At 63.7% G+C, this 26,663-nt stretch carries 25 protein-coding genes; all 25 read left to right on the plus strand.

What is annotated here, in order from left to right; all coding sequences use genetic code 11:
* Positions 1 to 13: 13 nt before the first annotated feature.
* The 25 genes from alaS to Bravens_RS05655 all read left to right on the plus strand — a co-directional run bounded on the left by alaS (position 14) and on the right by Bravens_RS05655 (position 26,657).
* Complete coding sequence (gene alaS, locus Bravens_RS05535) at positions 14 to 2,671, plus strand: alanine--tRNA ligase (RefSeq protein ID WP_062021115.1); 2,658 nt, start codon at positions 14 to 16, stop codon at positions 2,669 to 2,671.
* Entirely contained in the window at positions 2,668 to 3,144 is a 477-nt protein-coding gene (gene ruvX / locus Bravens_RS05540) for a Holliday junction resolvase RuvX (protein ID WP_019175131.1), read from the plus strand. The genes alaS and ruvX overlap by 4 nt, the downstream gene beginning before the upstream one ends.
* Positions 3,141 to 4,274 (plus strand): endolytic transglycosylase MltG, encoded by a 1,134-nt coding sequence (mltG, locus tag Bravens_RS05545; RefSeq protein ID WP_062021118.1) that lies wholly within the window; start codon positions 3,141 to 3,143, stop codon positions 4,272 to 4,274. Before ruvX ends, mltG begins: the two co-directional genes overlap by 4 nt.
* The gene (locus Bravens_RS05550; RefSeq protein WP_062021121.1) at positions 4,267 to 5,112 is read left to right on the plus strand and encodes a shikimate dehydrogenase family protein; all 846 of its coding nucleotides are present in this window, start codon (positions 4,267 to 4,269) and stop codon (positions 5,110 to 5,112) included. The genes mltG and Bravens_RS05550 overlap by 8 nt, the downstream gene beginning before the upstream one ends.
* Entirely contained in the window at positions 5,109 to 5,858 is a 750-nt protein-coding gene (locus Bravens_RS05555; RefSeq protein WP_062021123.1) for an A24 family peptidase, read from the plus strand. Before Bravens_RS05550 ends, Bravens_RS05555 begins: the two co-directional genes overlap by 4 nt.
* 10 nt (positions 5,859 to 5,868) lie before the next feature.
* Positions 5,869 to 7,053 carry a chorismate synthase gene (gene aroC / locus Bravens_RS05560; RefSeq protein WP_062021126.1) on the plus strand — a complete coding sequence of 395 codons (1,185 nt, stop codon included), beginning with the start codon at positions 5,869 to 5,871 and terminating at the stop codon, positions 7,051 to 7,053.
* Entirely contained in the window at positions 7,050 to 7,682 is a 633-nt protein-coding gene (locus Bravens_RS05565) for a shikimate kinase (protein ID WP_019175126.1), read from the plus strand. The genes aroC and Bravens_RS05565 overlap by 4 nt, the downstream gene beginning before the upstream one ends.
* Positions 7,679 to 8,782 carry a 3-dehydroquinate synthase gene (gene aroB / locus Bravens_RS05570; RefSeq protein WP_062021129.1) on the plus strand — a complete coding sequence of 368 codons (1,104 nt, stop codon included), beginning with the start codon at positions 7,679 to 7,681 and terminating at the stop codon, positions 8,780 to 8,782. The genes Bravens_RS05565 and aroB overlap by 4 nt, the downstream gene beginning before the upstream one ends.
* Positions 8,783 to 8,834: 52 nt before the next feature.
* Entirely contained in the window at positions 8,835 to 9,398 is a 564-nt protein-coding gene (gene efp, locus Bravens_RS05575; RefSeq protein WP_061943046.1) for an elongation factor P, read from the plus strand.
* On the plus strand, positions 9,395 to 9,874 hold the full coding sequence (gene nusB / locus Bravens_RS05580) for a transcription antitermination factor NusB (protein WP_062021132.1): 480 nt from the start codon (positions 9,395 to 9,397) through the stop codon (positions 9,872 to 9,874). The genes efp and nusB overlap by 4 nt, the downstream gene beginning before the upstream one ends.
* 70 nt (positions 9,875 to 9,944) lie before the next feature.
* Positions 9,945 to 10,505, plus strand: a complete 561-nt coding sequence (gene pyrR, locus Bravens_RS05585) for a bifunctional pyr operon transcriptional regulator/uracil phosphoribosyltransferase PyrR (RefSeq protein ID WP_061943042.1) — start codon at positions 9,945 to 9,947, stop codon at positions 10,503 to 10,505.
* Entirely contained in the window at positions 10,505 to 11,485 is a 981-nt protein-coding gene (locus Bravens_RS05590) for an aspartate carbamoyltransferase catalytic subunit (RefSeq protein WP_062021136.1), read from the plus strand. The genes pyrR and Bravens_RS05590 overlap by 1 nt, the downstream gene beginning before the upstream one ends.
* Positions 11,482 to 12,786 (plus strand): dihydroorotase, encoded by a 1,305-nt coding sequence (locus Bravens_RS05595; RefSeq protein ID WP_062021139.1) that lies wholly within the window; start codon positions 11,482 to 11,484, stop codon positions 12,784 to 12,786. The genes Bravens_RS05590 and Bravens_RS05595 overlap by 4 nt, the downstream gene beginning before the upstream one ends.
* Entirely contained in the window at positions 12,774 to 13,256 is a 483-nt protein-coding gene (locus tag Bravens_RS05600) for a PH-like domain-containing protein (RefSeq protein ID WP_062021141.1), read from the plus strand. The genes Bravens_RS05595 and Bravens_RS05600 overlap by 13 nt, the downstream gene beginning before the upstream one ends.
* The gene (gene carA / locus Bravens_RS05605; protein WP_062021144.1) at positions 13,253 to 14,398 is read left to right on the plus strand and encodes a glutamine-hydrolyzing carbamoyl-phosphate synthase small subunit; all 1,146 of its coding nucleotides are present in this window, start codon (positions 13,253 to 13,255) and stop codon (positions 14,396 to 14,398) included. Before Bravens_RS05600 ends, carA begins: the two co-directional genes overlap by 4 nt.
* On the plus strand, positions 14,398 to 17,670 hold the full coding sequence (gene carB, locus Bravens_RS05610) for a carbamoyl-phosphate synthase large subunit (protein ID WP_062021147.1): 3,273 nt from the start codon (positions 14,398 to 14,400) through the stop codon (positions 17,668 to 17,670). The genes carA and carB overlap by 1 nt, the downstream gene beginning before the upstream one ends.
* A complete protein-coding gene (gene pyrF, locus Bravens_RS05615; protein ID WP_062021150.1) occupies positions 17,667 to 18,503 on the plus strand; it encodes an orotidine-5'-phosphate decarboxylase in 837 nt (278 codons plus the stop codon). Before carB ends, pyrF begins: the two co-directional genes overlap by 4 nt.
* A 47-nt stretch (positions 18,504 to 18,550) precedes the next feature.
* Complete coding sequence (mihF, locus tag Bravens_RS05620) at positions 18,551 to 18,862, plus strand: integration host factor, actinobacterial type (protein ID WP_062021152.1); 312 nt, start codon at positions 18,551 to 18,553, stop codon at positions 18,860 to 18,862.
* Positions 18,855 to 19,427, plus strand: coding sequence for a guanylate kinase (gmk, locus tag Bravens_RS05625; protein WP_062021154.1), 573 nt, complete (start codon positions 18,855 to 18,857; stop codon positions 19,425 to 19,427). Before mihF ends, gmk begins: the two co-directional genes overlap by 8 nt.
* 15 nt (positions 19,428 to 19,442) lie before the next feature.
* Positions 19,443 to 19,763 carry a DNA-directed RNA polymerase subunit omega gene (gene rpoZ / locus Bravens_RS05630; RefSeq protein ID WP_082784754.1) on the plus strand — a complete coding sequence of 107 codons (321 nt, stop codon included), beginning with the start codon at positions 19,443 to 19,445 and terminating at the stop codon, positions 19,761 to 19,763.
* On the plus strand, positions 19,760 to 21,001 hold the full coding sequence (coaBC, locus tag Bravens_RS05635) for a bifunctional phosphopantothenoylcysteine decarboxylase/phosphopantothenate--cysteine ligase CoaBC (protein WP_062021155.1): 1,242 nt from the start codon (positions 19,760 to 19,762) through the stop codon (positions 20,999 to 21,001). The genes rpoZ and coaBC overlap by 4 nt, the downstream gene beginning before the upstream one ends.
* Positions 21,002 to 21,010: 9 nt before the next feature.
* Complete coding sequence (gene metK, locus Bravens_RS05640) at positions 21,011 to 22,198, plus strand: methionine adenosyltransferase (RefSeq protein WP_062021158.1); 1,188 nt, start codon at positions 21,011 to 21,013, stop codon at positions 22,196 to 22,198.
* Between the two features lie 5 nt (positions 22,199 to 22,203).
* Entirely contained in the window at positions 22,204 to 24,309 is a 2,106-nt protein-coding gene (locus Bravens_RS05645) for a primosomal protein N' family DNA-binding protein (protein WP_062021160.1), read from the plus strand.
* A gap of 27 nt (positions 24,310 to 24,336) precedes the next feature.
* Entirely contained in the window at positions 24,337 to 25,251 is a 915-nt protein-coding gene (locus Bravens_RS05650; RefSeq protein ID WP_062021162.1) for a methionyl-tRNA formyltransferase, read from the plus strand.
* A complete protein-coding gene (locus Bravens_RS05655; protein WP_062021165.1) occupies positions 25,248 to 26,657 on the plus strand; it encodes an RsmB/NOP family class I SAM-dependent RNA methyltransferase in 1,410 nt (469 codons plus the stop codon). Before Bravens_RS05650 ends, Bravens_RS05655 begins: the two co-directional genes overlap by 4 nt.
* Positions 26,658 to 26,663: the final 6 nt, after the last annotated feature.

The following is a 26,663-nucleotide window of genomic DNA, read 5'->3' on the forward strand; positions in this document are numbered from 1 at the left end:
GGAAAGGCCCGGAATGAAAACTGCTGAGATCAAGCGCCGGTGGCTCGAGTTCTTCGAGTCGAAAGGGCACACCGTCGTTCCCTCGGCCTCGGTGATCAGCAACGACCCGTCGATCCTGTTCAACATCGCGGGCATGGTGCAGTTCATTCCGTACCTTTCCGGCGACGTCCCCGCCCCCTACCCGCGCGCCACGAGCGTGCAGAAGTGCGTGCGCACCGCAGACATCGAAGAGGTCGGCAAAACCACCCGCCACGGCACGTTCTTCCAGATGAACGGCAATTTCAGCTTCGGCGACTACTTCAAGCGCGAAGCCATCCAGTTCGCGTGGGAACTGCTCAGCACCCCCGAAGACAAGGGCGGTCTGGGCTTTGACCCCGAACGCCTGTGGGTCACCGTCCACCGCGAAGACGAAGCCTCGATCGAACTGTGGCTGGAAGAAACCGACATTCCGCGTGAGCGCATTCAGTCCCGCGGAAACGAAGACAACTTCTGGCACACCGGCCAGCCCGGGCCCGGCGGCTACTGCTCGGAAATCTACTTCGACCGCGGCCCCGACTACGGTGTGGAAGGCGGCCCGGAAGCCGATGAAGACCGCTACATCGAAATCTGGAACCTCGTGTTCATGGAGTTCGAGCTCTCCGAGGTTCGCTCGAAGACCGATTTCGACATCAAGGGCGAACTTCCCGCAAAGAACATCGACACCGGCATGGGCCTTGAGCGCGTTGCTTTCCTTAAGCAGGGCGTCGAGAACATGTACGAAGTCGACGAAGTCTTCCCGGTCATCAAGGCGGCCGCGGACATGGCAGGCATTTCCTACGGCGATGACGAAGAAGACGATGTCCGCCTGCGCGTCGTGGCCGACCACGTGCGTTCCGCGCTCGTCATCATCGGCGACGGTGTGCGTCCCGGTAACGAAGGCCGCGGGTACATTCTCCGGCGTCTGCTGCGCCGCTCGATTCGCGCTATGCGCCTGCTGGGTGTGAAGGACGAGGTCCTGCCCTCACTCCTGCCGGTGTCGCGCGATGCCATGAAGGAGTCCTACCCCGAACTCGAAAAGGACTTCAAGCGCATCTCGCAGGTTGCCTACGCAGAAGAGCGGGCGTTCCTGCGCACACTGGAATCCGGCACCCAGCTGCTGGAGAACTCTGTTGCAGAGATCAGCCGCGGCGGAACACTGTCCGGTGATGTCGCCTTTGCACTGCACGACACGCACGGCTTCCCAATTGACCTGACTATGGAAATGGCCGAAGAAGCCGGTGTGAAGGTCGACCGCGAAGGCTTCGAAGCGCTTATGAAGGAACAGCGCACCCGCGCAAAGGCCGATGCAAAGGCCAAGAAGGGCGGACTGCAGACCGACCTGAGCGCCTTTGCCGCTCTGCGCGAAGGCGGTCCCAGCGAGTTCGTCGGCTATGACGCGCTCGTGGCTGACTCCACTGTGCGCGGCCTGGTTGCAGACGGTGCCTCCGTTCCCGTGGCACGCGCTGGCGAAACCGTCGATGCCGTTCTTGACCTCACGCCGTTCTATGCCGAATCCGGTGGTCAGACGTCCGACATCGGCATCTTCGTGGGCGACGGCTTCAAGGCGCGGGTCCACGATGTGCAGAACCCGGTTGCCGGTCTTGCCGCCCACCGCATCGAGATCCTCGAGGGCGAACTTGAAGCGGGCGCCAGCCTGTCAGCGCAGGTCGACTCCGAACACCGCTACCAGGCTCAGCAGGCTCACTCGGCAACCCACATGATTCATGCCGCTCTGCGCGAAGTCCTGGGTGAAACCGCAACGCAGGCCGGTTCGCTCAACCAGCCCGGCTACCTGCGCTTCGACTACTCCTATCCGGAGGCCATGACCGCGCAGATGCGGGCTGAAGTCGAAGAAGCCGCAAACCTGGCAGTGCGCAACAACTTCGAAGTCGGCTACGAGTACATGTCCTACGAGGACGCCAAGAAGTCCGGTGCGACCGCACTGTTCGGCGAAAAGTATCCCGAGATCGTCCGTGTGGTCGACATCGGAGGTCTGTGGTCGCGCGAACTCTGCGGTGGTACGCATGTGAAGTCGACAGCTGAGATCGGCCCGATTTCGCTGTACTCCGAAAGCTCGGTCGGCTCCGGCACGCGCCGTGTGGAAGCCAGTGTCGGCCTTGACGCGATTCGCTCGCTGTCGAAGGAACGCGCCATCGTTCAGGCGCTGTCTGACCTGCTCAAGGTGCCCGGTCCGGAAGTCTTCGACCGTGTTGGCGGTCTGCTTGGGCGCATCAAGGAAGCCGAGAAGACCATTGCGCAGCTCGAACGCGACAAGGTGCTGGCCGGTGCGGGCGAGGCTGCGCAGGATGCGCAGACCGTGGGAGATGTGCGCTTTGTCGGCGTCAACCTCGGCGAAGCCGGCGGCGGTGACGTGCGCACCTTTGCACAGGACGTCAAGCAGCGCTTGGGCGACACTGCCTCCGTCGTTGCCGCATTCGGCGCTGCCGGCGGACGCCCCACGGTTGTCGTGGCGGTCAGCCCCGCAGCGCAGGAGCTCGGCTTCAAGGCCGGTGACCTCGTCAAGACCGCAACCGGTGTGCTTGGCGGCGGTGGCGGAGGAAAACCCGACCTCGCCCAGGGCGGCGGTCAAGACGCCTCCAAGATCGACGAGGCGATCGCGGCTGTCCGTCGTGAACTTCAGGAGCGCGGGTGACGTTTCGACGAGGACGACGCCTGGCGGTTGATGTCGGCACGGTCCGCGTGGGCGTTGCCGCGTGCGATCCCGACGGCATCCTCGCCAGCCCTGTCGGGACGCTCTATCGGCGCGAAGGCGACGAGGCCGTGCTGAAGCAGTTCGCACAGCTCATCGAAGAATACGAGCCGATCGAAATCATCAGCGGCAAACCCACGTCGCTCGACGGCAGGCAGCGGGCATCCGCGAAAAAAGCTCTGGCTTTCACGGAACAGCTGTCCCGTGCCGTGGGCATGCCCATCAAACTCATGGACGAGCGGTTCTCGACTTCGCAGGCGCACGCGCAGCTTGCCGAAGCGGGACGGAACTCAAAGCAGCGTCGCGAAATCGTGGACGCGCAGGCAGCCGTCATCATCTTGCAGAGCGCCCTCGAATACGAGCGCTCCAATGGGCCGCTGACGGAATCTGTCGGCGTCGGGGAGGAGCCCGCATGAACAGCCTCGTGGACGAATTCGGCACGGACACAATGACCCGTGCCGAACGCAGAGCACGGGAACGCCGCAAGAAGTTCCGCAGGCGCCGCCTGGTTGCGATCCTCGTCATCGCTGTGCTTCTGCTGGGCGGCGGGGCTGTCGTCGGAGTGCTCACAACGAAGAACTCTCTGGGCGATGCGCTGCTGAGCCGGGGTGACTACGAGGGTGAGGGCAAGGACGAGGTCAAAATCTCGATCGCTCCGGGCTCATCTGCTCGTCAGGTTGCCAATCAGCTGGTCGATGAGGGCGTCATCAAGGCAGCCGGTCCGTTCCTCAAGCAGATTGAGGAGCGCGAGATCGTCATTCAGGCGGGTACGTTCACTATGCGCCGCGAGATGAGCTCGAAAGCGGCAGCTGATGTTCTGGAAGCCGCTGAGGCGGCGAACAAGCTGACTTTGGCCGAGGGCAACACGATTAAGGTGCTCAAAAAGAAGCTTGCCGAGCACGAATTCTCCGAGGACGAGATCAACGCGGCCCTTGATGACAAAAAGCCGAAGGACTACGGGCTCGATGTCGATGCGCCGAGTCTCGAGGGTTATCTGCACCCGGCGACATATGAAATCCACGCTGATACGACGCCGGAAAAGCTTGTGCAGTCGATGGTCGACGGCACGAAGAATATGCTCAACGAGCAGGCCATCAGCAATGACGACGCCAACTACTTCATGACTTTGGCCAGCCTCGTGGAGATCGAAGCGACCGGTGATCCCGAGGTGCGCGCCAAGGTTGCTCGAGTGTTCATCAACCGTCTGTCCAAGGACTCCGAAACCCACGGCTACCTGCAGTCTGATGCGACCGTGGCCTATATCTTCGGAGCCCGCCAGGATCTGTCGACTACGGCCGAGCAGCGCAAATCCGACAGTCCATACAACACGTACAAGCACAAGGGCCTGCCGCCTGGACCGGTGAACTCGCCGTCCGACGGTGCCTTCGCCGCGGCAAAGAACCCGGCCGAGGGCAAGTGGGAGTACTTCGTGGCAACTGACCCGGATAAGGGCGAAGTGAAGTTCGCCGAGACCTATTCGGAGCACGAAAAGAACGTCAAGGAATACCAGAAGTGGCTCAGGGAGCACCGCGAAAAGAATGGCTGACACACAGCTTGCCGTCCTCGGTTCGCCGATAGCGCACTCACTGTCACCGGCTCTGCACGCTGCGGCATACCGCACCTTGGGCTGGGACTGGGAGTACGGGCGATTTGAAGTCGCCGAGGCGGATCTCGCCTCTTTTCTCGACGCTCACTCAGGCTGGGCTGGGTTTTCTTTGACCATGCCGCTCAAAACCGAGCTGGTTCGCTTGGCCGGGCAGCGCGGATGGGCCGTTGATGACACCGCCCGGCTGACCGGCGGGGGAAACACGTGGGTAGGCGGTCCGGTGCCAGGGGTCTTCAACATCGATGTATACGGCATTGAACAGGCTCTGCGTGAAGTGCGCGCGGACGTGTCCGCGTGCGCTGTTGTCGGCAGCGGAGCGACAGCGAAGTCGGCGGTGCTCGCCGCTGTGCACCTGGGCGCTGAACGGGTCGATGTGTACGCCCGGTCTGCGCACAAAGCCCAGGCCCTGGCCGATTTCGCCCAGTACCTCGGCGCACAGTCGCACACACAGGCAATAGGGGGGCTCCCCCTCGCCAGCTGCTCGACAGTCCTGTCGACCCTGCCCTCGGGGGTTCTGACCGAAGACTCCCTGGAGCTGCCGGAGAACTGCCAGACTACTGTCTTTGAGGCCGGCTATGCCCCCGGCGGCTTTTCGCTTGCCAGGGCCGCAGCCGAGCGCGGCGGAACAGCGGTGTCCGGGCAGCGCATGCTCATCCACCAGGCCATTCGCCAGATTGAGCTGTTCGGCATCGCCCAAGGACAGCTGGCAGGTCCATTCGACGCACAGACACTCACCGCTTTGGAAGAAACGATGACTCAGGAGGCGCAAACACTGTGAATGACACTCTGACGCTCGGCTTGGCGCTGCTCATAAGCTCAGCTCTCAGCGTCGGAACGAGTCTTGTCATCCGCTTCCGCTTCGCCGACATCATTCACGACGAAGCGGGACTGCGCCTGCTGATCGGCCAAGGCACTTGGCCGCACAAACCGCCGCGCTTCCTGGCGGTCGTGTTCACGGCTATCGCCTTCGTTCTGGCTTGGTTGGCCGCCTTCATCACCCCGGTTGTCTTCGGCGATGAACTGGGAACCCTCTTTCCCGTCTCCGCGCTGTCGCTTCTTGCCGGAGCCACCGGCTGGCTGTTCTGGATCGACAGCAGAATCCACCGCCTGCCGGACAGGCTCGTGCTTCCGCTGGGCGCAGCCATGTTCCTCGTGACCGCCGTCGGCCTGGTGGTGGGGTACTTCGAAACCGTCAAAGCCGCGCAGACTGCCGGCATCCGGGGTCTGATCGGCGCATTGATTGTCGTGGCGGTCTTCGGTGTTCTCAACCTCGTGGCCTACGTGGGCCGCTGGGACACTATCGGCTTAGGCGATGTGAAACTCGGCGCGCTCATCGGACTGGCCGTCGGGATGGTCAGCCTGTGGGGCCTCATAGTGGTCTTGGCAGTCGCCAACGCATCCGCTCTGGTGTACTGGATCAACACCAAGTTCATTAAACGCGCCAAGGCCACCCACATCGCTTTCGGACCACATCTGCTTATCGGCACGTGGACTGCCGTTCTGCTCACGCCGCTGGCTTTGTAGACTCTGAAGAATGTTGAGATGGTTGACCGCCGGCGAATCCCACGGCGAAGCTCTGACGGGCATTATCGAAGGCCTGCCCTCCCACGTCCCCGTGACGTCCGAGATGATTTCGGCCGCCCTGGCCAGACGCCGCCTGGGCTACGGTCGCGGGGCGCGAATGAAGTTCGAAGCAGATGCCGTTCGCGTGCTCGGCGGCGTTGTCCACGGACGCACCCTGGGTTCGCCGATCGCAATTGAGGTCGGCAACACCGAATGGCCCAAGTGGGAAAAGGTTATGAGCCCCGACCCGGTAGACCCGGCCGAACTCGAAGGCCAGGCCCGGGCTCAGGCTCTCACTCGTCCTCGTCCCGGCCATGCCGACCTGGTCGGCATGGAGAAATACCGCTTCGACGAGGCCCGTCCGATCCTCGAACGGGCATCCGCGCGCGAAACCGCCATGCGGGTTGCGCTGGGTGCCGTCGCACAGTCATTCCTGTCAGAACTCGGCATTACGCTGGTCTCGCACACCGTGTCGATCGGACCGGTTGAAGGTTCCCGCGTTGCGGCCCGCCCAACGGCTGACGATGTCGAAGCCCTCGATGCTGACCCCATGCGGTGCTTTGATCAGGAACTGTCGGCCCGCATGGTCGCAGAGGTCGACGACGCCAAGAAATCCGGCGATACCCTGGGCGGCGTCGTCGAGGTCGTTGCCTACGGACTGCCAGTCGGCTTGGGCTCTCACGTGCACTGGGACCGTCGCATTGACTCTCGCCTTGCGGGAGCCCTCATGGGCATTCAGGCCATCAAGGGTGTTGAAGTCGGCGACGGGTTCGAAACCGCGCGTCGCCGCGGATCGCAGGCACATGACGAAATCGGCCTCGACGGCGATAACGCCGTTCGCTCCAGCAACCGAGCCGGCGGAACGGAAGGCGGTATGACGACGGGCGAACCGCTCGTTGTGCGTGCAGCCATGAAGCCGATCGCCACCGTGCCGCGCGCCCTGGGCACAATCGATGTTCAGAAGAGGGAAGCCGCAAAAGCCCACCACCAGCGTTCAGATGTCTGCGCTGTTCCAGCCGCGGGCGTTGTCGCCGAAGCGATGGTGGCTCTCGTCATCGCCGAAAGCGTCACCGAGAAATTCGGTGGGGACTCGCTTGAAGAAACCAAGCGCAACTTCGATGCCTACGTGGCCCAACTGAACTTCCCGACGACATGACCGAACGGCCGCTGCCACGACCGGCCCCGCCCGTCGACCCCGTCCCGGCGGCCGGAGCGCGCATTGTCATGGTTGGCCCACCCGCGGCGGGAAAATCAACCATTGGGCGGCTGATCGCCGAACGGCTCGACATTCCCTTTGTCGACACCGACCACCGGATCGCCGAACTCTACGGGCCGATCCCGCAGATCTTCGCCGAGCGCGGTGAGGACCGCTTCAGGGAATACGAGCGCGCCGTTGTGCGCCGTGAACTGCGGCGCCTGCTGGAACGGCCGGGAGTCGTATCGCTCGGCGGCGGTGCGGTGCTCAACCCGGGCACGCGAGCTCAGCTCAAGCATCCTGCGATCAAGACGATCGCCATTGAGATCGACAGCACGACAGCCGTGCAGCGCCTCGGCGGTTCCAGACGACCGCTTCTGGATGACAGCGATGACCCCGGTGCCCGCTGGCAGCGGGTGTTCGACGAACGGCGCAGCCTATACGAAGATGCCGCAACGGCTGTCATCCAAGCCGATGACGGCCCGCCCTCGACAGCGGTCAACCGGATCATCGGGATCATCACCGGCCTGCAGCGGGCCGAAGAATACGAAAAATTCCGTGAAAGCAGCCAGGAACAGGAGTTGCAGTGACAGAAGCAGTCGTGCCGGTCAGCGCCGGGGGAGACTACGACGTCGTTATCGGACACAAGCTCATGCACCGACTGCCGGAGCTCATCGGCGGTCGCGCGCAGAAAGTGCTCATCATCTACCCGCGGGCACTGCGGACAACCGGTGACCTCGTCCGCGACGATCTCCAGGCGGCAGGCTACGAGGCTCTCGCGGCAGAGATTCCGGATGCTGAAGAGGCTAAGCACAGCCGTGTAGCCGAATTCTGCTGGAAGATCCTCGGACAGTCCGACTTCACCCGCACCGACGTCATCGTCAACGTCGGCGGGGGAGCGGTGACCGACCTCGGCGGCTTTGTCGCCGCCACGTGGCTGCGCGGCATCCGCTACATCAACATCCCCACGACGGTGCTCGGCATGGTTGATGCTGCAGTGGGAGGCAAAACCGGCATCAACACGGAAGAGGGCAAGAACCTGGTCGGCGCCTTCCACGCGCCAGCGGGTGTTCTGTGCGATCTGGAAACGCTGGGCACTCTGCCGCCGAACGAACTGTTCACGGGTCTTGCCGAAAGCGTCAAGTGCGGCTTCATTGCCGATCCGGAAATCCTCGACATCATCGAAAAGACGCCCAAGGATTCACTTACCGACCCCGAATCGCCGGAGCTGTTCGAGGTCATCCGGCGTTCCATTGCGGTCAAGGCGGCCATTGTGAGCGAAGACTTCCAGGAATCGGGCAAACGCGAATTCCTCAACTTCGGGCACACCCTGGGCCACGCTATCGAACGCCTGGAGCGCTACCAGTGGCGCCACGGGGCAGCGGTTGCCGTCGGCATGATGTTCGCCGCGGAGCTGTCGGTGCTCACCAAGAACCTGTCGGAGGAAAACGTCAACCGTCTGCGCGGCATTCTTGAGCACCTGGGTCTGCCCACCGGCTACCGCGGTGACAAATGGCCACAGCTGCTCGACACCATGCGGCGGGACAAAAAGGCCCGCGGTTCGCTGCTGCGGTTCGTCGTCCTTGAGGACATCGGCCGCCCGGCCGTGCTGGAGGCAACCGACACATCGCTGCCGTTCAGCGCGTACACCGCAATCGGAACAGATTCGCCCATCACGCGGCTGAGCTGAGCACTGATACAATCGACGGGGTTTTCGCCCATTCATTCAATGAAGGAGAAACGTGGCAACGACGAATGATCTGAAGAACGGCATGGTGCTGGTTCTCGACAACGAACTGTGGCAGGTGCTGGAGTTCCTGCACGTCAAACCCGGCAAGGGCCCGGCTTTCGTTCGCTCCAAGATCAAGAACGTTCTGTCAGGCAAGATCGTCGACCGCACGTTCAACGCGGGCACCAAGGTGGAGACAGCCACGGTTGACCGCCGCGACATGCAGTACCTGTACAACGACGGCACCGACTACGTCTTCATGGACGAAAAGGACTACGAGCAGGTGTCCATCGGCCCCGACCTCGTGGGCGACGCTGCCAACTTCATGCTGGAAAACCAGTCTCTGCAGATTGCCTTCCACGAAGGCAACCCGCTCTACGTTGAGCTCCCGCCGATCGTCGAACTGACGATTGCACACACCGAACCCGGTCTGCAGGGCGACCGCTCTTCCGGCGGCACCAAGCCGGCAACCCTGGACACCGGATACGAAATCCAGGTTCCGCTGTTCCTCGAAGAGGGCACCCCGGTGCGTGTGGACACCCGCTCCGGTGAGTACCTCGGGCGCGTTCGCGATTGAGCGCCCGCAGCCGCGCCCGCCGCAGGGCGCTTGAACTTCTTTTTGAAGCCGGGGAGCGCAAGCTGGATGAAAACGAACTCATCCAGCTGCGCTCCGGCGACCCCGAATACCCCATGAAGGAGTACGCGGTCGAAATCGTGCGCGGTGTTGTTGAACACCGCGACGACATCGACGCCACACTGCGTGAGTATTCGGAATGGAACGTCGACCAGCTCCCGAAGGTCGACGTGGCCCTGTTGCGCATGGGCCTGTGGGAAGTTCTCTACAACGACGAACTCGACGATCCCATTGCGATCGACGAAACCGTCAGCCTCGCCGCGGGCTATTCGACCGACGATTCGCCGGCCTTCATCAACGCGCTCCTAGACCGTGTGAGCAAGCAGGGGAAGAAGGACCGCGGCCCTTCAGGCCAGGCTGCGTCACAACCGCAGCCGGACTCAGCACAGTCCGACGAAGGCTCAGACGAACAGGACTGATCCGGGTTCGGCTATGCTGATGGAAATCACTCCTTTAATGACCGTCCAGTGAGGCGGGGAAGGGGGACCGATGCGCACAGCCGAAGTTTTCGACGCGAGTGAGATCTCGCGTGCGCTGACACGCATTGCCCACGAAATTCTCGAATCCAACAAGGGTGCCGAAGGGCTTCTGCTCTTGGGCATTCCCACGCGCGGTGTACCGCTGGCTCAGCGTTTGGCCCAGCGCATTTCCGCCATTGAACCGGGTGTGAGTGCTGACAAGATCGTCGGCAGCATCGATGCGACGATGCACCGGGACGATCTCAACACGGGCAAGCTCCGTCCGGCTCTGCCCACCCAGCTGCCCGAAAGCGGCATTGACGGCCGCACTGTCGTACTCGTCGATGACGTTCTGTACTCGGGGCGTACGGTGCGGGCTGCACTCGACGCGCTGCACGACTACGGCCGCCCGCAGGCGGTCCGCCTGGCTGTCCTCGTCGACCGCGGTCACCGCCAGCTGCCGATCCGCGCTGACTTTGTCGGCAAGAACCTGCCCACCTCCGCCGAGGAACGGGTTACGGTCTCGCTGTCCGAAACGGACGATGCGGATGACCGGGTCGTCATCACCTCCCCGGCGGGAGGTGACGAGTGATGCAGCACCTGCTTGGCACCTCGGACCTGGCGAAGGCCGACGCGGTCGACCTGCTCGACATTGCTGAAGCCATGACCGTCTCCGGCGGTCAGGCGGTCAAGAAGCTGCCCGCGCTGCGCGGGCGCACCGTCGTCAACCTGTTCTTCGAAGACTCCACCCGCACGCGCATTTCCTTCGAGGCAGCAGCCAAGCGGCTGAGCGCGGACGTCATCAACTTCTCGGCCAAGGGCTCGTCGGTCTCCAAGGGAGAAAGCCTGCAGGACACGGTGCAGACGCTCGGGGCCATGGGCATCGATGCAATCGTCATCCGCCACCCCGGTTCTGGCACACCGCACTTCCTGGCCGGCAGCGAATGGACTGACGCACACATCCTCAACGCCGGTGACGGCATGCACGAACATCCCACGCAGGCGCTGCTCGACGCTTTCACGCTGCGCCGCATCCTGTCGGACGAACCGGTTTCCGGTCCGGCTGAAGCGAGCTTCGGCAAGGACCTCGCAGGCATGAGGGTGGCCATCGTCGGCGATGTTCTGCACTCCCGCGTGGCGCGCTCAAATGTGCATCTGCTTGAGACGCTCGGGGCATCAGTTGTCCTCATCGCCCCGCCCACCCTGCTGCCATGGGGCGCAGAAAGCTGGCCGTGTGAAGTCCGCTATGACTTCGATGCCGCGCTCGAAGAGTTCTCCTTCGACGCCGTCATGATGCTTCGCGTGCAGCGTGAGCGCATGCACCAGGCGTTCTTCCCCGGACCGCGCGAATACACGCGCCTGTGGGGGCTCACGGAGGACCGCTACCGCCGTCTGCCCGAAACAGCCGCGATTCTGCACCCCGGGCCCATGAACCGCGGTTTTGAAATCTGTGCGGCCGCCGCCGATTCGCCCCGCGCCGCCGTCCTCGGACAGGTGGAAAACGGCGTCTACGTGCGCATGGCGGCCCTCTATCGCCTTCTGACCGGTCGCACTTCGGAGGACATGCAATGACATCCCTGCTCATCACCAACGCCCAGCTGCCCGACGGCAGCACAGGTTCGATTGCCGTTCGCGACGGCCGGATCGTCGAATCCGTCGACAGCCCCGACACCACGATCGACGCGACGGGGCTTGTGGCCCTGCCCGGTCTTGTCGACATGCACGTCCACCTGCGCGAACCCGGCAAAGAAGACGCTGAGACAGTTGCCACCGGTTCGGCCTCAGCCGCCCGCGGCGGCTTCACCGCCGTCAACGCCATGGCCAACACACAGCCTGTGGCTGACACCGCGGGTGTCGTTGAGCAGGTGTGGCACCTGGGCCGCGAGGTGGGGCTGACCGAGGTGGCTCCGATCGGCGCGGTCACCGTCGGCCAGGAGGGCACTCAGTTGGCAGAGCTGGGCGCCATGGCCGGCAGCGCAGCACAGGTGCGCATCTTCTCCGATGACGGCATGTGCGTGCACGATCCGCTCCTTATGCGCAGGGCTCTCGAATACGTCAAGACCTTTGACGGCATCATCGCCCAGCACGCGCAGGACCCTCGGCTGACCGAGGGAGCGCAGATGAACGAGGGCACCGTATCGGCCAAGCTCGGTCTGCCCGGCTGGCCGGCCGTTGCCGAAGAATCGATCATCGCCCGGGACATCCTGCTGGCCGAACACGTGGGTTCGCGCCTGCACGTGTGCCACCTGTCAACAGCCGGTTCGGTTGAACTGGTGCGCTGGGCGAAATCGCGCGGCGTCCGGGTCACTGCCGAGGTCACCCCGCACCACCTCATGCTCACCGACGAACTCGTCGAATCTTTCGATCCGGTGTACAAGGTCAACCCGCCGCTGCGCACCCGCCGCGACGTCGAAGCGGTCCGCGACGGCCTGGCCGACGGCACAATCGACATTGTGGCCACCGACCACGCACCGCACCCCGCAGAACACAAGTGCTGCGAATGGTCAGCTGCGGCCATGGGCATGGTCGGCATGGAATCGGCTCTGCCGATCGTGGTTGAAGCTATGCGCGACTACGATTTCGGCTGGGCAGACATCGCACGCGTCATGAGCACCAACCCGGCATCGATTGCCGGGCACACCGAACACGGCTCATTGGAAGTCGGAACGGGTGCGAACATCATTCTGGTCGACCCGAATGCTCCCGGTGTCGTCGAACCTGACACCCACGCGACCAAGGGCCGCAACAACCCCTTCCGCGGGCTCGAGACCAACACGCGGGTCGTGCACACCATCCTGTACGGCACCCACATCGTTGAAAACGGCGACATCGTTCGCAAGCACGAACTTCGGGAGGGCTCGTGGATCGGCTGATCCCGGTGCTCGTCCTCGCCGCCATCGCAGTGGGGATCCTCGTGCTCATGCGCTGGGGATGGAAAGCTCGACAGAAACGCCAGGCCGACATCCCCGCACCGCAGCCGGCCGCACCGACGGACAGCGGTTACGACGGCTACTACATTGCGACAACGCCGGCCGGCCAGCACCTCGAGAGGATCAACGTCCACGGTCTCGGTGTGCGAACAGGCGCCGGACTCGACGTCCAAGACGACGGGGTCGTGTTCAGCCTCGACGGGCGCGACGCGTTCCGGATCCCCGCCGAAGACATCGTGGATGTTTTCTTCGGCTCCGGCATGATCGGCAAGTTCACCGAAAAAGACGGAATCATCATCATCCGCTGGAACCTCGGAGACCACGAAGTCGACACCGGCTTCCGCCCCCGAGAACACAGTGCCAAGAAGACCATCGCCGCGGAAATCGACACACTCAAAGGTAGGAGACGATGAGCCTGCGCACACAGCCCGCCCAGCTCGTTCTGGAAGACGGCACGCACTACACGGGAGCCGGTTTCGGGGCCCTGGGCACAACGGTCGGCGAGGCGGTCTTCACCACCGCTATGACCGGCTACCAGGAGACCCTGACCGACCCTTCGTACCACCGGCAGATCGTGATTCACGCGTTCCCCCACATCGGCAACACCGGGGTCAACAGCGAAGACAGCGAATCACGCCGCTGCTGGGCAGCCGGCGTCGTCGTCCGCGACCCTTCCCGGATCACATCGAACTGGCGCGCAGAAGGTGACTACGAAGAACACCTGAAGTCCATCGGGCTGGTCGGCATCTGCGACGTCGACACTCGTGCGCTGACCCTGCACCTGCGGGACAAGGGCGCCATGCGGATGGGCATTTTCTCCGGTGATGACGCTCAGAAGCCAGTGGATGAGCTGCTTGAGATCGTCCGCCAGGCCCTGCAGATGGAGGGCGCGGACCTCGCCTCGGAAGTCACCTGCGATGCCCCCTACACGATTCCCGCTCAAACCGAGAAGCGCTTCTCGGTTGTGGCCTACGACCTCGGCGTGAAGAAGACAACGCTGGAGCAGCTGGCCCAGCGCGGCCTCGAAGTGACCGTGGTGCCGGCAAACACGACGGTTGAGGAACTCACCGAGCTTTCCCCCGACGGCGTGTTCTTCTCCAATGGTCCGGGCGACCCCTCTGCCATGAAGCAGCCGATCGCAGTGCTGCAGTACGTGCTGAAAGAGCGCATCCCGTTCTTCGGCATCTGCTTCGGCAACCAGCTGCTGGGCCGCGCCCTGGGCTTTGACACCTACAAACTGACCTTCGGCCACCGCGGATCGAACCAGCCGGTTCTCGACGTCGCGTCGGGCCGTGTCGAAATCACCACGCAGAATCACGGCTTCGCGGTCGATGCGCCGCTGGGTGAGCCGGTCACGGCACCGAACTCCGAGTACGGCAGGGTGCAGGTTTCGCACATCGGCATGAACGACAAGGTTGTCGAGGGGCTCAAGTGCCTCGACATCCCCGCATTCTCGGTGCAGTTCCACCCGGAATCAGCGGCGGGACCCCATGATTCGCGCACCCTTTTCGACACTTTCGTCCAGCTGCTGGCTGACAACGCCAAGGAGAACTGATGCCGCTGCGTACAGACATCAAGACCGTCATGGTCATCGGCTCGGGTCCGATCGTCATCGGCCAGGCTTGCGAATTCGACTACTCGGGAACCCAGGCGTGCCGCATTCTGCGCCGCGAAGGTCTGCGGGTTGTGCTCGTGAACTCCAACCCGGCGACCATCATGACCGACCCGGAGCTGGCCGACGCCACCTATGTCGAGCCGATCGACCCCGATGTGATCGAGAAGATCATCGAAAAAGAAAAGCCGGACGCGCTTCTGCCGACTCTCGGCGGGCAGACGGCGCTCAATGCGGCCATCAACCTGCACGAATCGGGAGTTCTTGCCAAGCACGGTGTTGAGCTCATCGGCGCTGACGTCGATGCGATCCAGCGCGGTGAAGACCGCCAGCAGTTCAAAGACGTCGTCGAACAGTGCGGTGCCGAAGTCGCCCGCTCCTACATTGCGAACACAATGGACGAAGTCCTCGACGGCGCTGAAAAGCTCGGCTACCCGCTCGTGGTGCGTCCGTCGTTCACAATGGGCGGCCTGGGCTCGGGCATGGCCTACTGCGAAGAGGACCTGCGCCGGATCGCCGGTGACGGCCTGCACGACTCGCTGACAAACGAGGTGCTGCTCGAAGAGAGCATTCTCGGGTGGAAGGAGTTCGAACTCGAACTCATTCGCGACAAGAACGACAACGTCATCGTCGTGTGCGCAATCGAGAACTTCGACCCCGTCGGCGTGCACACCGGTGATGCCATCACGGTGGCTCCGTCGCTGACCCTGACGGACGTCGAGTATCAGAAGCTGCGCGACATCGGCATTGCGATCATCCGCGGTGTCGGCGTGGAAACCGGCGGCTGCAACATCCAGTTCGCCATCCATCCTGATACCGGCCGCATCGTCGTCATCGAAATGAACCCCCGCGTGTCGCGCTCCTCGGCACTGGCCTCGAAGGCAACGGGCTTCCCGATTGCAAAGATCGCGGCGAAGCTCGCCGTGGGCTACACGCTCGACGAAATCCCGAACGACATCACGGCAACAACCCCGGCGGCGTTCGAACCCGCCCTGGACTACGTGGTGGCGAAGATTCCGCGCTTTGCCTTTGAGAAGTTCCCGGCCGCTGACCCGACCCTGACGACCACCATGAAGGCCGTCGGCGAAGTCATGGCGCTCGGCCGCAACTTCACGACCGCGCTGCAGAAGGCGCTGCGCAGCCTCGAGAAGAAGAACTCCGAGTTCTCCTTCGACGCTCCGTTCAACCTCGAAGACAGCAGTGTGCGCACTGATGTCGAAGCAAAGCTCGCACACGCAACCGAGGACCGCATCTACACGGTTCAGCGCGCCCTCATGTCGGGTATGAGCATTGACGACGTCTTCGAACACACGAAGATCGACCGCTGGTTCCTCGACCAGATTGCGCTCATCAACGAAGTTGCCGACTTCGTTCGCGAAGCCGAGGACCTGACTCCGGAGGCCCTGACGATCGCCAAGAAGCACGGCTTCTCGGACCGGCAGATAGCGCAGCTGCGCAACCTCGACCCGGCTGTTGTCATGGGGGTTCGCCATGCGCTGGGCGTTCGCCCGGTCTACAAGTCGGTCGACACGTGCGCCGGGGAATTCGAAGCGAAGACCCCGTATTACTACTCGAGCTACGACGCGACGAGCGAAGTCGCACCGCGGGAACGCGAAGCCGTCATCATCTTGGGCTCCGGTCCCAACCGCATCGGCCAGGGCATCGAATTCGACTACTCCTGCGTGCACGCGGCTATGGCGCTCGAATCTGCCGGATACGAAACCGTCATGGTCAACTGCAACCCGGAAACCGTGTCGACGGACTATGACACCGCCGACCGTCTGTACTTCGAGCCGCTGACGCTTGAGGACGTTCTCGAGGTGTACCACGCCGAGGCGCAGGCCGGTCCGGTTGCCGGTGTCATCTGTACCCTGGGCGGGCAGACCCCGCTGGGTCTGGCAACCGCTCTCAAGGATGCGGGCGTGCCGATTCTCGGCACCCAGCCCGAAGCGATCGACTTGGCGGAGGACCGCGGTGAGTTCGGCCGGATCATGGCCGAAGCCAACCTCGTGGCACCCAAGCACGGCACCGCCGTCACCTTTGATGAGGCTGTCGACATTGCCGAGGAGATCGGCTACCCGGTGCTCGTGCGCCCCTCCTATGTGCTGGGCGGTCGCGGCATGCAGATTGTGTACGACTCCGAGCAGCTGCGCTCCTACATGGAGACCGCAACAGAGGTGTCGTCCGACCGGCCGGTGCTCGTTGACAAGTTCCTCGACGATGCCGTGGAAATCGACGTCGACGCCCTGTACGACGGCGAAGAGCTCTACATCGGCGGAATTTCCGAGCACATCGAAGAGGCCGGTGTGCACTCCGGTGACTCGACGTCTGTTCTGCCTTCGATCAGCCTGGGTGAGAGCGTTCTGCAGCGCGTTCGCGAAGCAACGCTTGCGATTGCCCGCGGCACGGGTGTGCGCGGCCTGCTCAACATCCAGTTCGCGGTTGCAGCTGACATTCTGTACGTCATCGAGGCCAACCCGCGTGCTTCGCGCACCGTGCCGTTCGTGTCGAAGGCAACCCACCGCCAGCTGGCCAAGGCCGCGGCCCTCATTGCCGTCGGCAGCACCATCAGCCAGCTGCGCGGCACGATCCTCGCCGAAGAGTCCGACGGTTCGCACCTGCCGTTGGACCACCCGGTCACGGTGAAGGAAGTTGTTCTTCCGTTCCGCCGTTTCCGCACCCCGGAGGGCAAAGTCGTCGACTCGATCCTCGGCCCGGAAATGCGTTCGACCGGCGAAGTCATGGGCATTGCCCCGAACTTCCCGGAAGCATTCGCGAAAGCTCAGCTGGGCGCCTCGACCGCGCTGCCCACAGGCGGCCGCGTGTTCGTGTCGATTGCCGACCGCGACAAGCGCTCGATCGTCCTGCCGGTCAAGACCCTTGCCGACATGGGCTTTGAAATCGTCGCCACCGCCGGCACGGCAGATGTTCTGGCCCGCCACGGAGTGCCCAGCACGCGGATTGCCAAGCACTACGAAGCCGCTGACGGCGAGGACACGATTCTGCAGAAGATCGACCGGCGGGAAATCGACCTCGTGGTCAATGTTCCGTCTGGCCGCCAGGAGCGCTCCGACGGCTACGAGATCCGCGCGGCGGCCATTGCCGCGAACGTGCCGATTATGACCACGACGGCCGCTTTCTCATCGGCTGTCGGCGCCATCGACGTACGCCGTCGGGGAACTGCCGAAGTCCGTTCGCTCCAGGACTGGGCATGACGTTCAGGAACTGGCACGACGCCGCACAGGCAAGCCCCCTGTGCGTGGGAATTGATCCTCATCCCGAGCAGATCGCGCAGTGGGGTCTGCCGGACACCCCGGACGCGCTCGGCACTTTCGCACAGAATGTGCTGAGCGCGGCCACAGAACGGGCGAAGTTCATCAAGCCCCAGTCAGCTTTCTTTGAACGGCACGGCTCAGCCGGGATCGCGGTTCTCGAAGATCTGTTGGCGCAGGCTCGTGAAGCCGGCGTCATGTCGATCCTCGACGCCAAACGCGGCGACATCGGTTCGACTATGGCCGGCTACGCCGACGCCTACCTCAACCCTGCACGACCGCTGGCAGCTGACGCGCTGACCGTGTCGCCCTACCTGGGGGTCGGGTCACTGCGGCCGGCCATGGAGCTTGCGGCAGAACACGGCAAGGGCCTGTTTGTTCTCGCCCTGACTTCCAATCCGGAGGGCAGGGAAGTGCAGCACGCCCGAACCCAGGAGGGTAGGGCAGTAGCCGCCGAGGTGGTCCGGCACGCTGAGGAGGTCAACGGTCAGCTCGATGTGCCGCTGATCGGCCTGGTGGTCGGTGCGACTATCGGCACTGCCGCGGCTGATCTTGGAATTGATCTGCCGAGCTTTTCGGGGCCCGTGTTGTCGCCGGGTTTCGGTTCGCAGGGAGCCGGGGTCGCCGACCTCGAGGCGGTGTTCGGGGATGCCTACAGCGACGGGAGGGTGATCGTCAATGCCTCGCGTTCCCTTTCGCGTCGCGGTCCGGACAGTGCCGACATTGCGGATGAAATAACCACGGTTATCGAAGCTTTGAGGCCAAAAGGCCGATAGACTGCGAGTGTCCCGATCTATAAACGGATCTTGAGGAGGGGGACACATTGGTACTGACGCCGTTGACTGAGGAGCAGCGTTCAGCTGCCCTGCGCAAGGCCTTTGACGCTCGTGTCGAACGGGCGGAAGCCAAAGCAGATCTGAAATCAGGCAAGAAGACGCTCGCCCAGGTGCTCGCGGAAGCGGGTGACAGCGAGGCGCTGCAGAAAATGAAGGTCTATGACCTCCTGCGCGCAATCCCCAAGGTGGGGGACAGACGTGCAGAGGCCATTATGGAAGAAGTCGGCATCGCCATGTCTCGTCGTATCAGAGGCTTGGGTGTACACCAGCGAGCCGCGCTATTGGAGAAATTTGAGTGAACCAGTTCTGACCGTGCTCACCGGCCCTTCCGCGGTCGGCAAGGGCACCGTCGTCCAGCATGCCAAGAACAGCGCTGACCGCATGTGGCTGTCGGTGTCCGCAACAACACGCGATCCTCGCCCGGGCGAAGTCGACGGAGTGCACTATCGCTTTGTGACTGACGCCGAGTTCGACGACCTCATTGATGCGGGCAAAATGCTCGAATACGCGGTCGTCCACGGTCATCACCGCTACGGAACGCCGTCGGACCCTGTCGAGCAGGCTCTGGCCGATGGCCTGGCGCCGCTTCTGGAAATCGACCTCGACGGGGCGCGCCAAGTGCGTGAGCACGCACCGAATGCGCGTTTCGTGTTCATGGCTCCACCCAGCTGGGACGAACTCGTCCGCCGACTCACCGGCCGCGGCACCGAAACGCCCGAACAGATTGCCCGTCGCCTTGAGACCGCGCGCACTGAACTGGCGGCACAGGACGAATTCGACCACGTGATCGTCAACACCGATGTTTCAGCAGCGGCTGCCGAACTAGTAGACTTGATGGGACTGTCATCAGACACCCCTAGGTGAATGTGGAGAAATTTCTTGACTGCTAACCCCGAAGGCATCACCAACCCGCCGATCGACGATCTGCTCAATGTGACGCCGTCGAAGTACGAACTCGTCATCGAGGCCGCACGTCGCGCCCGCCAGATCAACTCGTACTACGCACAGCTGCAGGACGGACTGCTGGAAAACGTCGGTCCGCTCGTGACTCCGGAAGCCGGCGAAAAGCCGCTGTCGATTGCCCTGCGCGAAATCAACGAAGGCAAGCTTGTCAGCCGTGAGGCCACTGCAGAAGAGCTCGCTCAGGAAGAAGCTCTCGCAGAAGAGTTCGACTTCAGCTTGGACCCCGACGCACTGTGAACATCGTTCTCGGCGTCACCGGGGGCATTGCCGCGTACAAAGCGGCTCACGTAGTCAGACTTCTGAAAGAAGCGGGACACAGCGTCCGCGTTGTTCCCACCGAAAGCGCTCTGCGCTTTGTCGGCGCACCCACGTGGGAAGCGCTTTCTGGTCAGCCGGTGCAGACGGACGTCTTCACTCGCGTCGAAGAGGTCGAACACGTTCTCATCGGCCAGCAGGCCGACCTCGTGCTGATCGCCCCGGCAACGGCGGACAGCCTGGCGCGCATTCGCGCTGGCATGGCCGATGATCTTCTGACTGCCACGGTGCTCACCACGACGGCGCCTGTCGTGGTTGCTCCCGCCATGCACACCGAGATGTGGTTCAACCCGGCCACCGTCGACAACGTCGCGGTTCTGCGGGCACGTGGTGTGCACGTCCTCGAACCCGCATCGGGTCGTCTGACCGGTGCTGATTCCGGGCCGGGACGTCTGCCCGAACCGCAGGACATCGTGGACTTCGCTCTGTCGGTTCTCCGTGAGGCATCGCCTCGTACAGACAGGTCTGACAGTGGACTGCTTGCCGGCCGCCGGGTGTTCATCAGCGCCGGCGGCACGCGCGAACCGCTTGATCCGGTTCGCTTCCTCGGCAACCGCTCATCGGGTAAACAGGGTGCGGCTCTTGCTGCGGCCGCTCACCGTTTTGGAGCCGAGGTTGTTCTGGCTGCGGCGAATGTCGATTCTGCGATTCTTGAGACCCTGCCGTCGGGCATTGACATTCGCGAAGTCGAAACCACCGCCCAGTTGGAAAGCGTGTGCCGTGAACAGGCAGCAGAAGCTGACATCGTCATCATGGCTGCCGCTGTTTCTGACTACCGTCCAGCTCAGGCAGCCGGCCACAAAATGAAGAAGGACGGCGACGCCGGACTGACAATCGAGCTTGTGCAGAATCCCGACATCCTCGCCGGTCTTGTTGCCGACCGCCGTGAGGGCCAGACGATCGTCGGATTCGCCGCTGAAACGGGAAGTCCCGAGACCCCGGCGGACGAACTGGCCAGGCAGAAGATCGTGCGCAAGGGCTGCGACATCCTCGTATTCAACGACGTGTCCGACGGCAAGACCTTCGGCCACGACACCACGCACGTCGAAGTGCTCGCCCTGACGGGTACGGGCGTTGTGGGACTCGGCGTATTCACCGGAGAAAAAGCCGATGTGTCGGTTTCTGTCATGGAAACGATCGCGAAACACGCGGTCGAATAGGATTGAAGCGTGTCTGAACTTCGTCAATTCACCTCTGAATCCGTAACCGAGGGCCACCCGGACAAGATCTGCGACCAGATCAGCGATGCCGTGCTTGACGCCCTCCTCGAACAGGACCGTCGCGCCCGCGTTGCTGTCGAAACGATGGTCACGACCGGTCTTGTGCACGTCGCCGGCGAGGTAACGACCTCCGGCTATGCCGACATCGCACAGCTGGTGCGCGATGTCATCACCGACATCGGCTACGACTCTTCGTCCAAGGGCTTCGACGGCCACACCTGCGGCGTTTCGCTGTCGATCGGCGCTCAGTCGAACGACATCTCCGAGGGCGTGACCCGTTCGCTGGAGGCCCGCTCCGGTACGACCGATCTTTACAGCTCCCTGGGTGCTGGCGATCAGGGTCTCATGTTCGGGTATGCGGACAATTCGACTGCGACCCTCATGCCCACGCCGATCTACTGGTCGCACAGGCTGACTGAAAGGCTCACCGCAGTTCGCAAGTCCGGCACCCTGCCGTACCTGCGCCCTGACGGTAAGTCGCAGGTGACGGTGGGCTATGACGGCGACAAGGCTGTGACGGTTGAAGCTGTTGTTCTTTCCACGCAGCACGACGAGACCGTGACCCACGCTGAGCTCGCCCAAGACATCCGCGCCCACGTGGTCGACCCGGTGTTGGAAGAGTCCGGGCTTGACACCTCGCGAACCAACTACTTCATCAACCCCGCGGGTCCGTTCATCACGGGCGGACCGATGGGCGATGCCGGTCTGACCGGCCGGAAGATCATCGTCGACACCTACGGCGGTTTTGCCCGTCACGGCGGCGGCGCTTTCTCCGGCAAGGACCCGTCGAAGGTTGACCGTTCGGGCGCCTACGCAACTCGCTGGGTGGCCAAGAACATCGTCGCCGCGGGCCTTGCTGAGCGTGCAGAAGTCCAGGTGGCCTATGCGATTGGCGCTGCCAGCCCCGTCGGCCTTTACGTCGAAACCTTCGGCACCAGCGAAGTCGATCCGGTGAAGCTGGCCGGAGCGGTGCGCGAGGTCTTTGACCTTCGCCCCGCGGCGATCATCGCCGAGCTCGACCTCAATCGTCCCATTTACCGCAAGACTTCGACCTACGGCCACTTCGGCCGCGAAGACTCTGATTTCACGTGGGAGAACACTGACCGCGCCGATGCGCTGAAGTCCTATTTCAGCTGAGAACCGTGGACGACGCTCAGCTGTTTGCAGACGCTGAGGAGCCTCGCCTGAGGATCCGCGGCGGTGCACAGCCTGCTGAGGACCGTCCCGTGGCGCGCGTCCTGCTGGAGTCCCCGCTTCCGCACCTGGATCGTCTGTTCGACTACGCCGTAACGCAGGAGCAGGCTGATGAGGCGGTCATCGGAGCTCGCGTCCGGGTTCGCTTTTCAGGGCGGAAGCTTTCCGGTTTTATCGTCGAGCGCACGGATACGACCGATGTCGATGGTGAACTCGCACCCCTTGCCTCTGTCGTTTCGCCGCTTCCCGTGCTGGGTGAGGAACTGTACGGTCTCTGTCAGGCTGTTGCTGCGCGCTTTGCCGGGACGACGGCGGATGTTGTCAGGCTGGGTGTACCCGCACGCCACGCCCGCGGTGAAAAGAACGTTCTGAAGTCTGCACCCGGTGATCCTGACGGGGCAGCTGAGGCTGCCCGCGCTGTGCTTGAGGCCCCACCGGCCGACCTTGTCCCAGCCGCCGAAGCCGATTACCTCGCGGCCCTGAAGTCGTGGGCTGAGAACGCGAACTCATCTGAACGGTCAGAGCCCGAAGCTGGACCTAGGGGCGCCTACACGGTTCTGCCGGGAGATTCCGGTGGTGTCGACTGGGTGCGCTTCGGGTTTGAGGCAGCCGCGCGGGTCATCGCCGAGGGGCGGACCGTGCTGTGGCTGGTGCCCGACTATCGGGAACTCGAGGCAGTCAAACGCCAGCTGGGCGCTCTTGGTGAGTTCACCTCCGTGCTCAGTGCGGACCAGGGACCGGAAGCGCGATGGGCCGCGTGGGTTCGGGTGCTGACCGGACGGTCGCGCTTGGTGTTGGGGATGCAGGCTGCAGCTTTTGCCCCGATGCAGAGCCTCGGACTCATTCTGATGTTCGATGATGGCAATGACTCCTATCTCTTCGGCCGAGCACCGTATGCGCACGCCCGCTTCGTTCTGCAGGAGCGTGTTCGCCGAACGGGTGCGGCTCTTCTGTTTCTTGACCGCACGCGCACGGTCGACGTGCAGTTCCTGATCGGCGCCGGCTGGGTGGGGGAGCTGCGCACCTCCCGCCAGGAGCGGCGCGAGTCAGCCCCCGTCGTGTTCCGCCCGCAGACAGAGCGCAGCATCAGCGATCTGACACAGCTGCCCGAGGCTGTGTTCAGCGTGATCCGGGGTGCCCTGGGGCGAGCGAAAAGCGAGGCCGCCGTCGGCCCGGTTCTCGTGCAGGTTCCGCGCACCGGCTATTCGACGTTTCTGACCTGCTCGGGGTGCAGCAATCCTGCGCTCTGCCCGTCGTGCGAAGCGCCGTTGAGCGCCGCCGGGCCGGAAGGCCCCTTTGCGTGTGCGCGGTGCGGATGGCACATCGAGCAGCTGGCGTGCCGCAGCTGCCGAAGTAGGCGCTTCAGCTTCCGCAGTGCGGGACTCGACGGAATTCACGCACAGCTGGGGCGCGCGTTTCCCGGCTTCACGGTTGTGCGCTCCGGCGGCAGCAAGATCTTCTCCAGGCTGGATGATCCAGCGGACATCGTCGTTGCCTCAACGGGTGCTGAACCCTATGTGGACGGCGGCTATGCGGCTGCGGTTCTGCTCGACACTCTGTGGCCTGGCCCCGTGCTCAGAGCAACTGACAGGGCAATTGCCAGGCGCATGCGGGCGGCAGCCATGGTCCGCCCCTCCCGTGTCGGCGGCCGTGTTCTCATCTTGGATGATGACCCGGACGTCGTCCGCACCCTGACCCGCTGGGATCCGGAAGTCTACGCCGCGGGAGAACTCGCGGATCGTACGGAAGCGGGGTTCCCGCCGGCTTGGCGAACAGCTGAGGTCACGGGTGCACGCCAAGCGGTCGAAGACGTTGCGGAAGGCTGCTGTGAAGACTTCGACGCGCGGCTGTACGAACTGCGCGACGGCCCGCCCCGGTCGCGCTTCACCCGCCCCGGCGACGAGGTCGATGAATCCGTCGTCACGGCGGTTCTCGGCATTCCCGCTTCGACTGGCAGCACGCTCTCAGAGCACTTGGCGGCCGAAACCGCCAGCCGGTCAATGCGCGGCGACGTGCAGATTCGCGTCCGCATGGACGATCCCGACGCCCTGTGACAGCAGCCGCCCACTAGACTGAACTGCGTGAGAATCCTGTTTGCCGGCACTCCGGAACCCGCCGTTCCCTCCTTGCGCGCCGTCGCCTCGCAGCACAGCGTGGCAGCTGTGCTCACCCGACCCGATGCGCCGGTCGGACGTAAGCGCGTTCTGACGCCCAGTCCGGTGAAGATGGCAGCGCAGGAACTCGGTCTTCCCGTCATTGAGGCCAGCCGTCTGGTCGGTGATGTCGTGACACAGATCGAAGAGCTTAAGGTCGATGCCGTTGCGGTCGTGGCCTACGGGGCGCTGGCCGGACCGCGGTCACTCGCGGCCGCCCGCCTGGGCTGGTACAACCTCCACTTCTCGCTTCTTCCCGATTATCGAGGTGCCGCTCCTGTCCAGCGCGCCCTCATCGACGGGCACACCACGTCTGGTGTGACCGTGTTCCGACTTGATGAGGGGATGGACACCGGCGACATCGTCAGCGCACTCGAACTGCCGCTTGACCACGTCGACGCAGGCGCGGCTCTTGCCGACTATGCCGACAAGGGCGCGGCTGTTCTCGCGGATGCTCTCAGCGCGGTAGAAAACGGCACGGCACAGTTCACTCGGCAGCCGACCGAGGGGACACTCGCACCCAAGATCACCGCCGCTGATGCGCACCTGGACTTCCAGCAGCCAGCCGAACAGCTCATCGCCCGCTCGCGCGGCACCTCGCCGGCCCCTGGACCGTGGAGCACAATCGACGGCAAGCGCACTAAGCTTGGCCCGCTCGCACCAGCCGAGGGTTCGCTTGAACCGGGCCACACCGCCAGTGCCGATGGCGGAATGCTGATCGGCACGGGAAGCCATCCGGTATTCATCGAGACAATCCAGCCGTTCGGCAAGCAGCGCATGGCCGCCGCGGACTTCCTGCGCGGCAACCCCGGCGTCAGCTTTGACCTGGGTGAGGGCGCATGAGCCGGCCTGACGCTCGTCGCAGTCGGGGCCGGAACAACCCGCAGAAAGCCAATCTCGCCCGCATCCTCGCGTGGGAGGTGCTCGTCGCGGTTGATGAAGACGACGCCTATGCCAACCTTCTGCTGCCGCGCAAGATCGCGCGCACGCGCCTGCGCGCTGATGATGCGGCACTGGCAACCGAACTGACCTACGGAACGCTGCGCGCCCGCGGTCTCTACGACGCGATCATCGCCGAAGCGGCGTCCCGCAAAGTCGACACCCTGGAAATCCCGGTGCTTAATGCCATGCGGATGGGAGCGCACCAGCTGCTGGCCATGCGCATTCCCGACCACGCGGCAGTCGGCGAAACAGTAGCCGTCATCAAGCAGTCGCTGCCGCGCGCATCCGGGATCGTCAACGCCGTCCTGCGCCGGATCGGTGAACGCAGCTATGACGACTGGCTGGCACTCATGACAGCCGGTCTGCCCGAAGACCAGGCGAAGTCCCTGCGGTACTCGCACCCGGCCTGGATCGTCAGCGCCCTGCGGGAGGCCCTCGAAGCTCACGGGCGCAGTTCGGCGGAAATCGATTTGCTGCTGCAGTCCCACAACGATCCTGCTCCCGTCGTGCTCACGGCACTGCCGGGACTGGACCGCAGCGAACTTCCCGGAACTCCCACCGAGCTGTCACCCCTGGGTGTGATTCTCGACCGCGGTGACCCGGGGAATCTCGAGGCGGTGCGAACGGGACGTGCGCGGGTGCAGGACGAAGGCTCCCAGCTGACAGCACTCACCCTGCTGGAGGCAGAAGCTCCCGAGGGCGAATGGCTCGACATGTGCGCCGGCCCCGGCGGCAAAACCGCAATTCTGGCCGCCACGGCAGCCGAGCGGGGTGTGCCCGTGACAGCCCTCGATGCGTCAGGTCACCGAGCTGACCTCGTGGTCGACAGCACGCGCGCTTTTGCCGACACCGTCGAAGTGTTCAAAGGTGACGGACGCGAATTCGCCGAAGCGTATCCCGGTGAATTCACCCGGGTGCTCGTGGACGTTCCCTGCTCAGGTTTGGGTGCGCTGCGGCGCAGGCCGGAAGCGCGCTGGCGGCGCAGCTCCGAAGACGTGCGCACACTGCGCCCGCTGCAGGACGGCCTACTTCGTGCCGCATGGCAGGCGTGTGCGCCCGGCGGCGTCATCGCCTACTCCACGTGCTCACCGCACAAACACGAAACCCTCGACGTGGTCCGCGCCTTCGCAGCAGACACCCCCGCGGTGCAGATTCTCAACACACCCGACCACCTGGCCCGGGTGACGGGACAGCCAGCCGAAAGCTTCGCCTCGTCCGCCGTGGGTGACGGTGCCGCTGCTCAGCTGTGGTCCCACGTTCACGAAACCGACGGCATGTTCATCTGCCTCATCCGCTGCCCAGCCTGAGAGGAC

It is taken from the genome of Brevibacterium ravenspurgense (assembly GCF_001584615.1).
Classification (GTDB): Bacteria; Actinomycetota; Actinomycetes; order Actinomycetales; family Brevibacteriaceae; genus Brevibacterium; species Brevibacterium ravenspurgense.

Coding starts and splice junctions, on each gene's coding strand:
- pyrR (WP_061943042.1), top strand. CDS start 9,945: ATGCGCACAGCCGAAGTTTTCGACGCGAGTGAGATCTCGCGTGCGCTG.
- alaS (WP_062021115.1), top strand. CDS start 14: ATGAAAACTGCTGAGATCAAGCGCCGGTGGCTCGAGTTCTTCGAGTCG.
- Bravens_RS05655 (WP_062021165.1), top strand. CDS start 25,248: ATGAGCCGGCCTGACGCTCGTCGCAGTCGGGGCCGGAACAACCCGCAG.
- Bravens_RS05590 (WP_062021136.1), top strand. CDS start 10,505: ATGCAGCACCTGCTTGGCACCTCGGACCTGGCGAAGGCCGACGCGGTC.
- aroC (WP_062021126.1), top strand. CDS start 5,869: ATGTTGAGATGGTTGACCGCCGGCGAATCCCACGGCGAAGCTCTGACG.
- Bravens_RS05550 (WP_062021121.1), top strand. CDS start 4,267: ATGGCTGACACACAGCTTGCCGTCCTCGGTTCGCCGATAGCGCACTCA.
- Bravens_RS05565 (WP_019175126.1), top strand. CDS start 7,050: ATGACCGAACGGCCGCTGCCACGACCGGCCCCGCCCGTCGACCCCGTC.
- Bravens_RS05595 (WP_062021139.1), top strand. CDS start 11,482: ATGACATCCCTGCTCATCACCAACGCCCAGCTGCCCGACGGCAGCACA.
- mltG (WP_062021118.1), top strand. CDS start 3,141: ATGAACAGCCTCGTGGACGAATTCGGCACGGACACAATGACCCGTGCC.
- carA (WP_062021144.1), top strand. CDS start 13,253: ATGAGCCTGCGCACACAGCCCGCCCAGCTCGTTCTGGAAGACGGCACG.
- carB (WP_062021147.1), top strand. CDS start 14,398: ATGCCGCTGCGTACAGACATCAAGACCGTCATGGTCATCGGCTCGGGT.
- pyrF (WP_062021150.1), top strand. CDS start 17,667: ATGACGTTCAGGAACTGGCACGACGCCGCACAGGCAAGCCCCCTGTGC.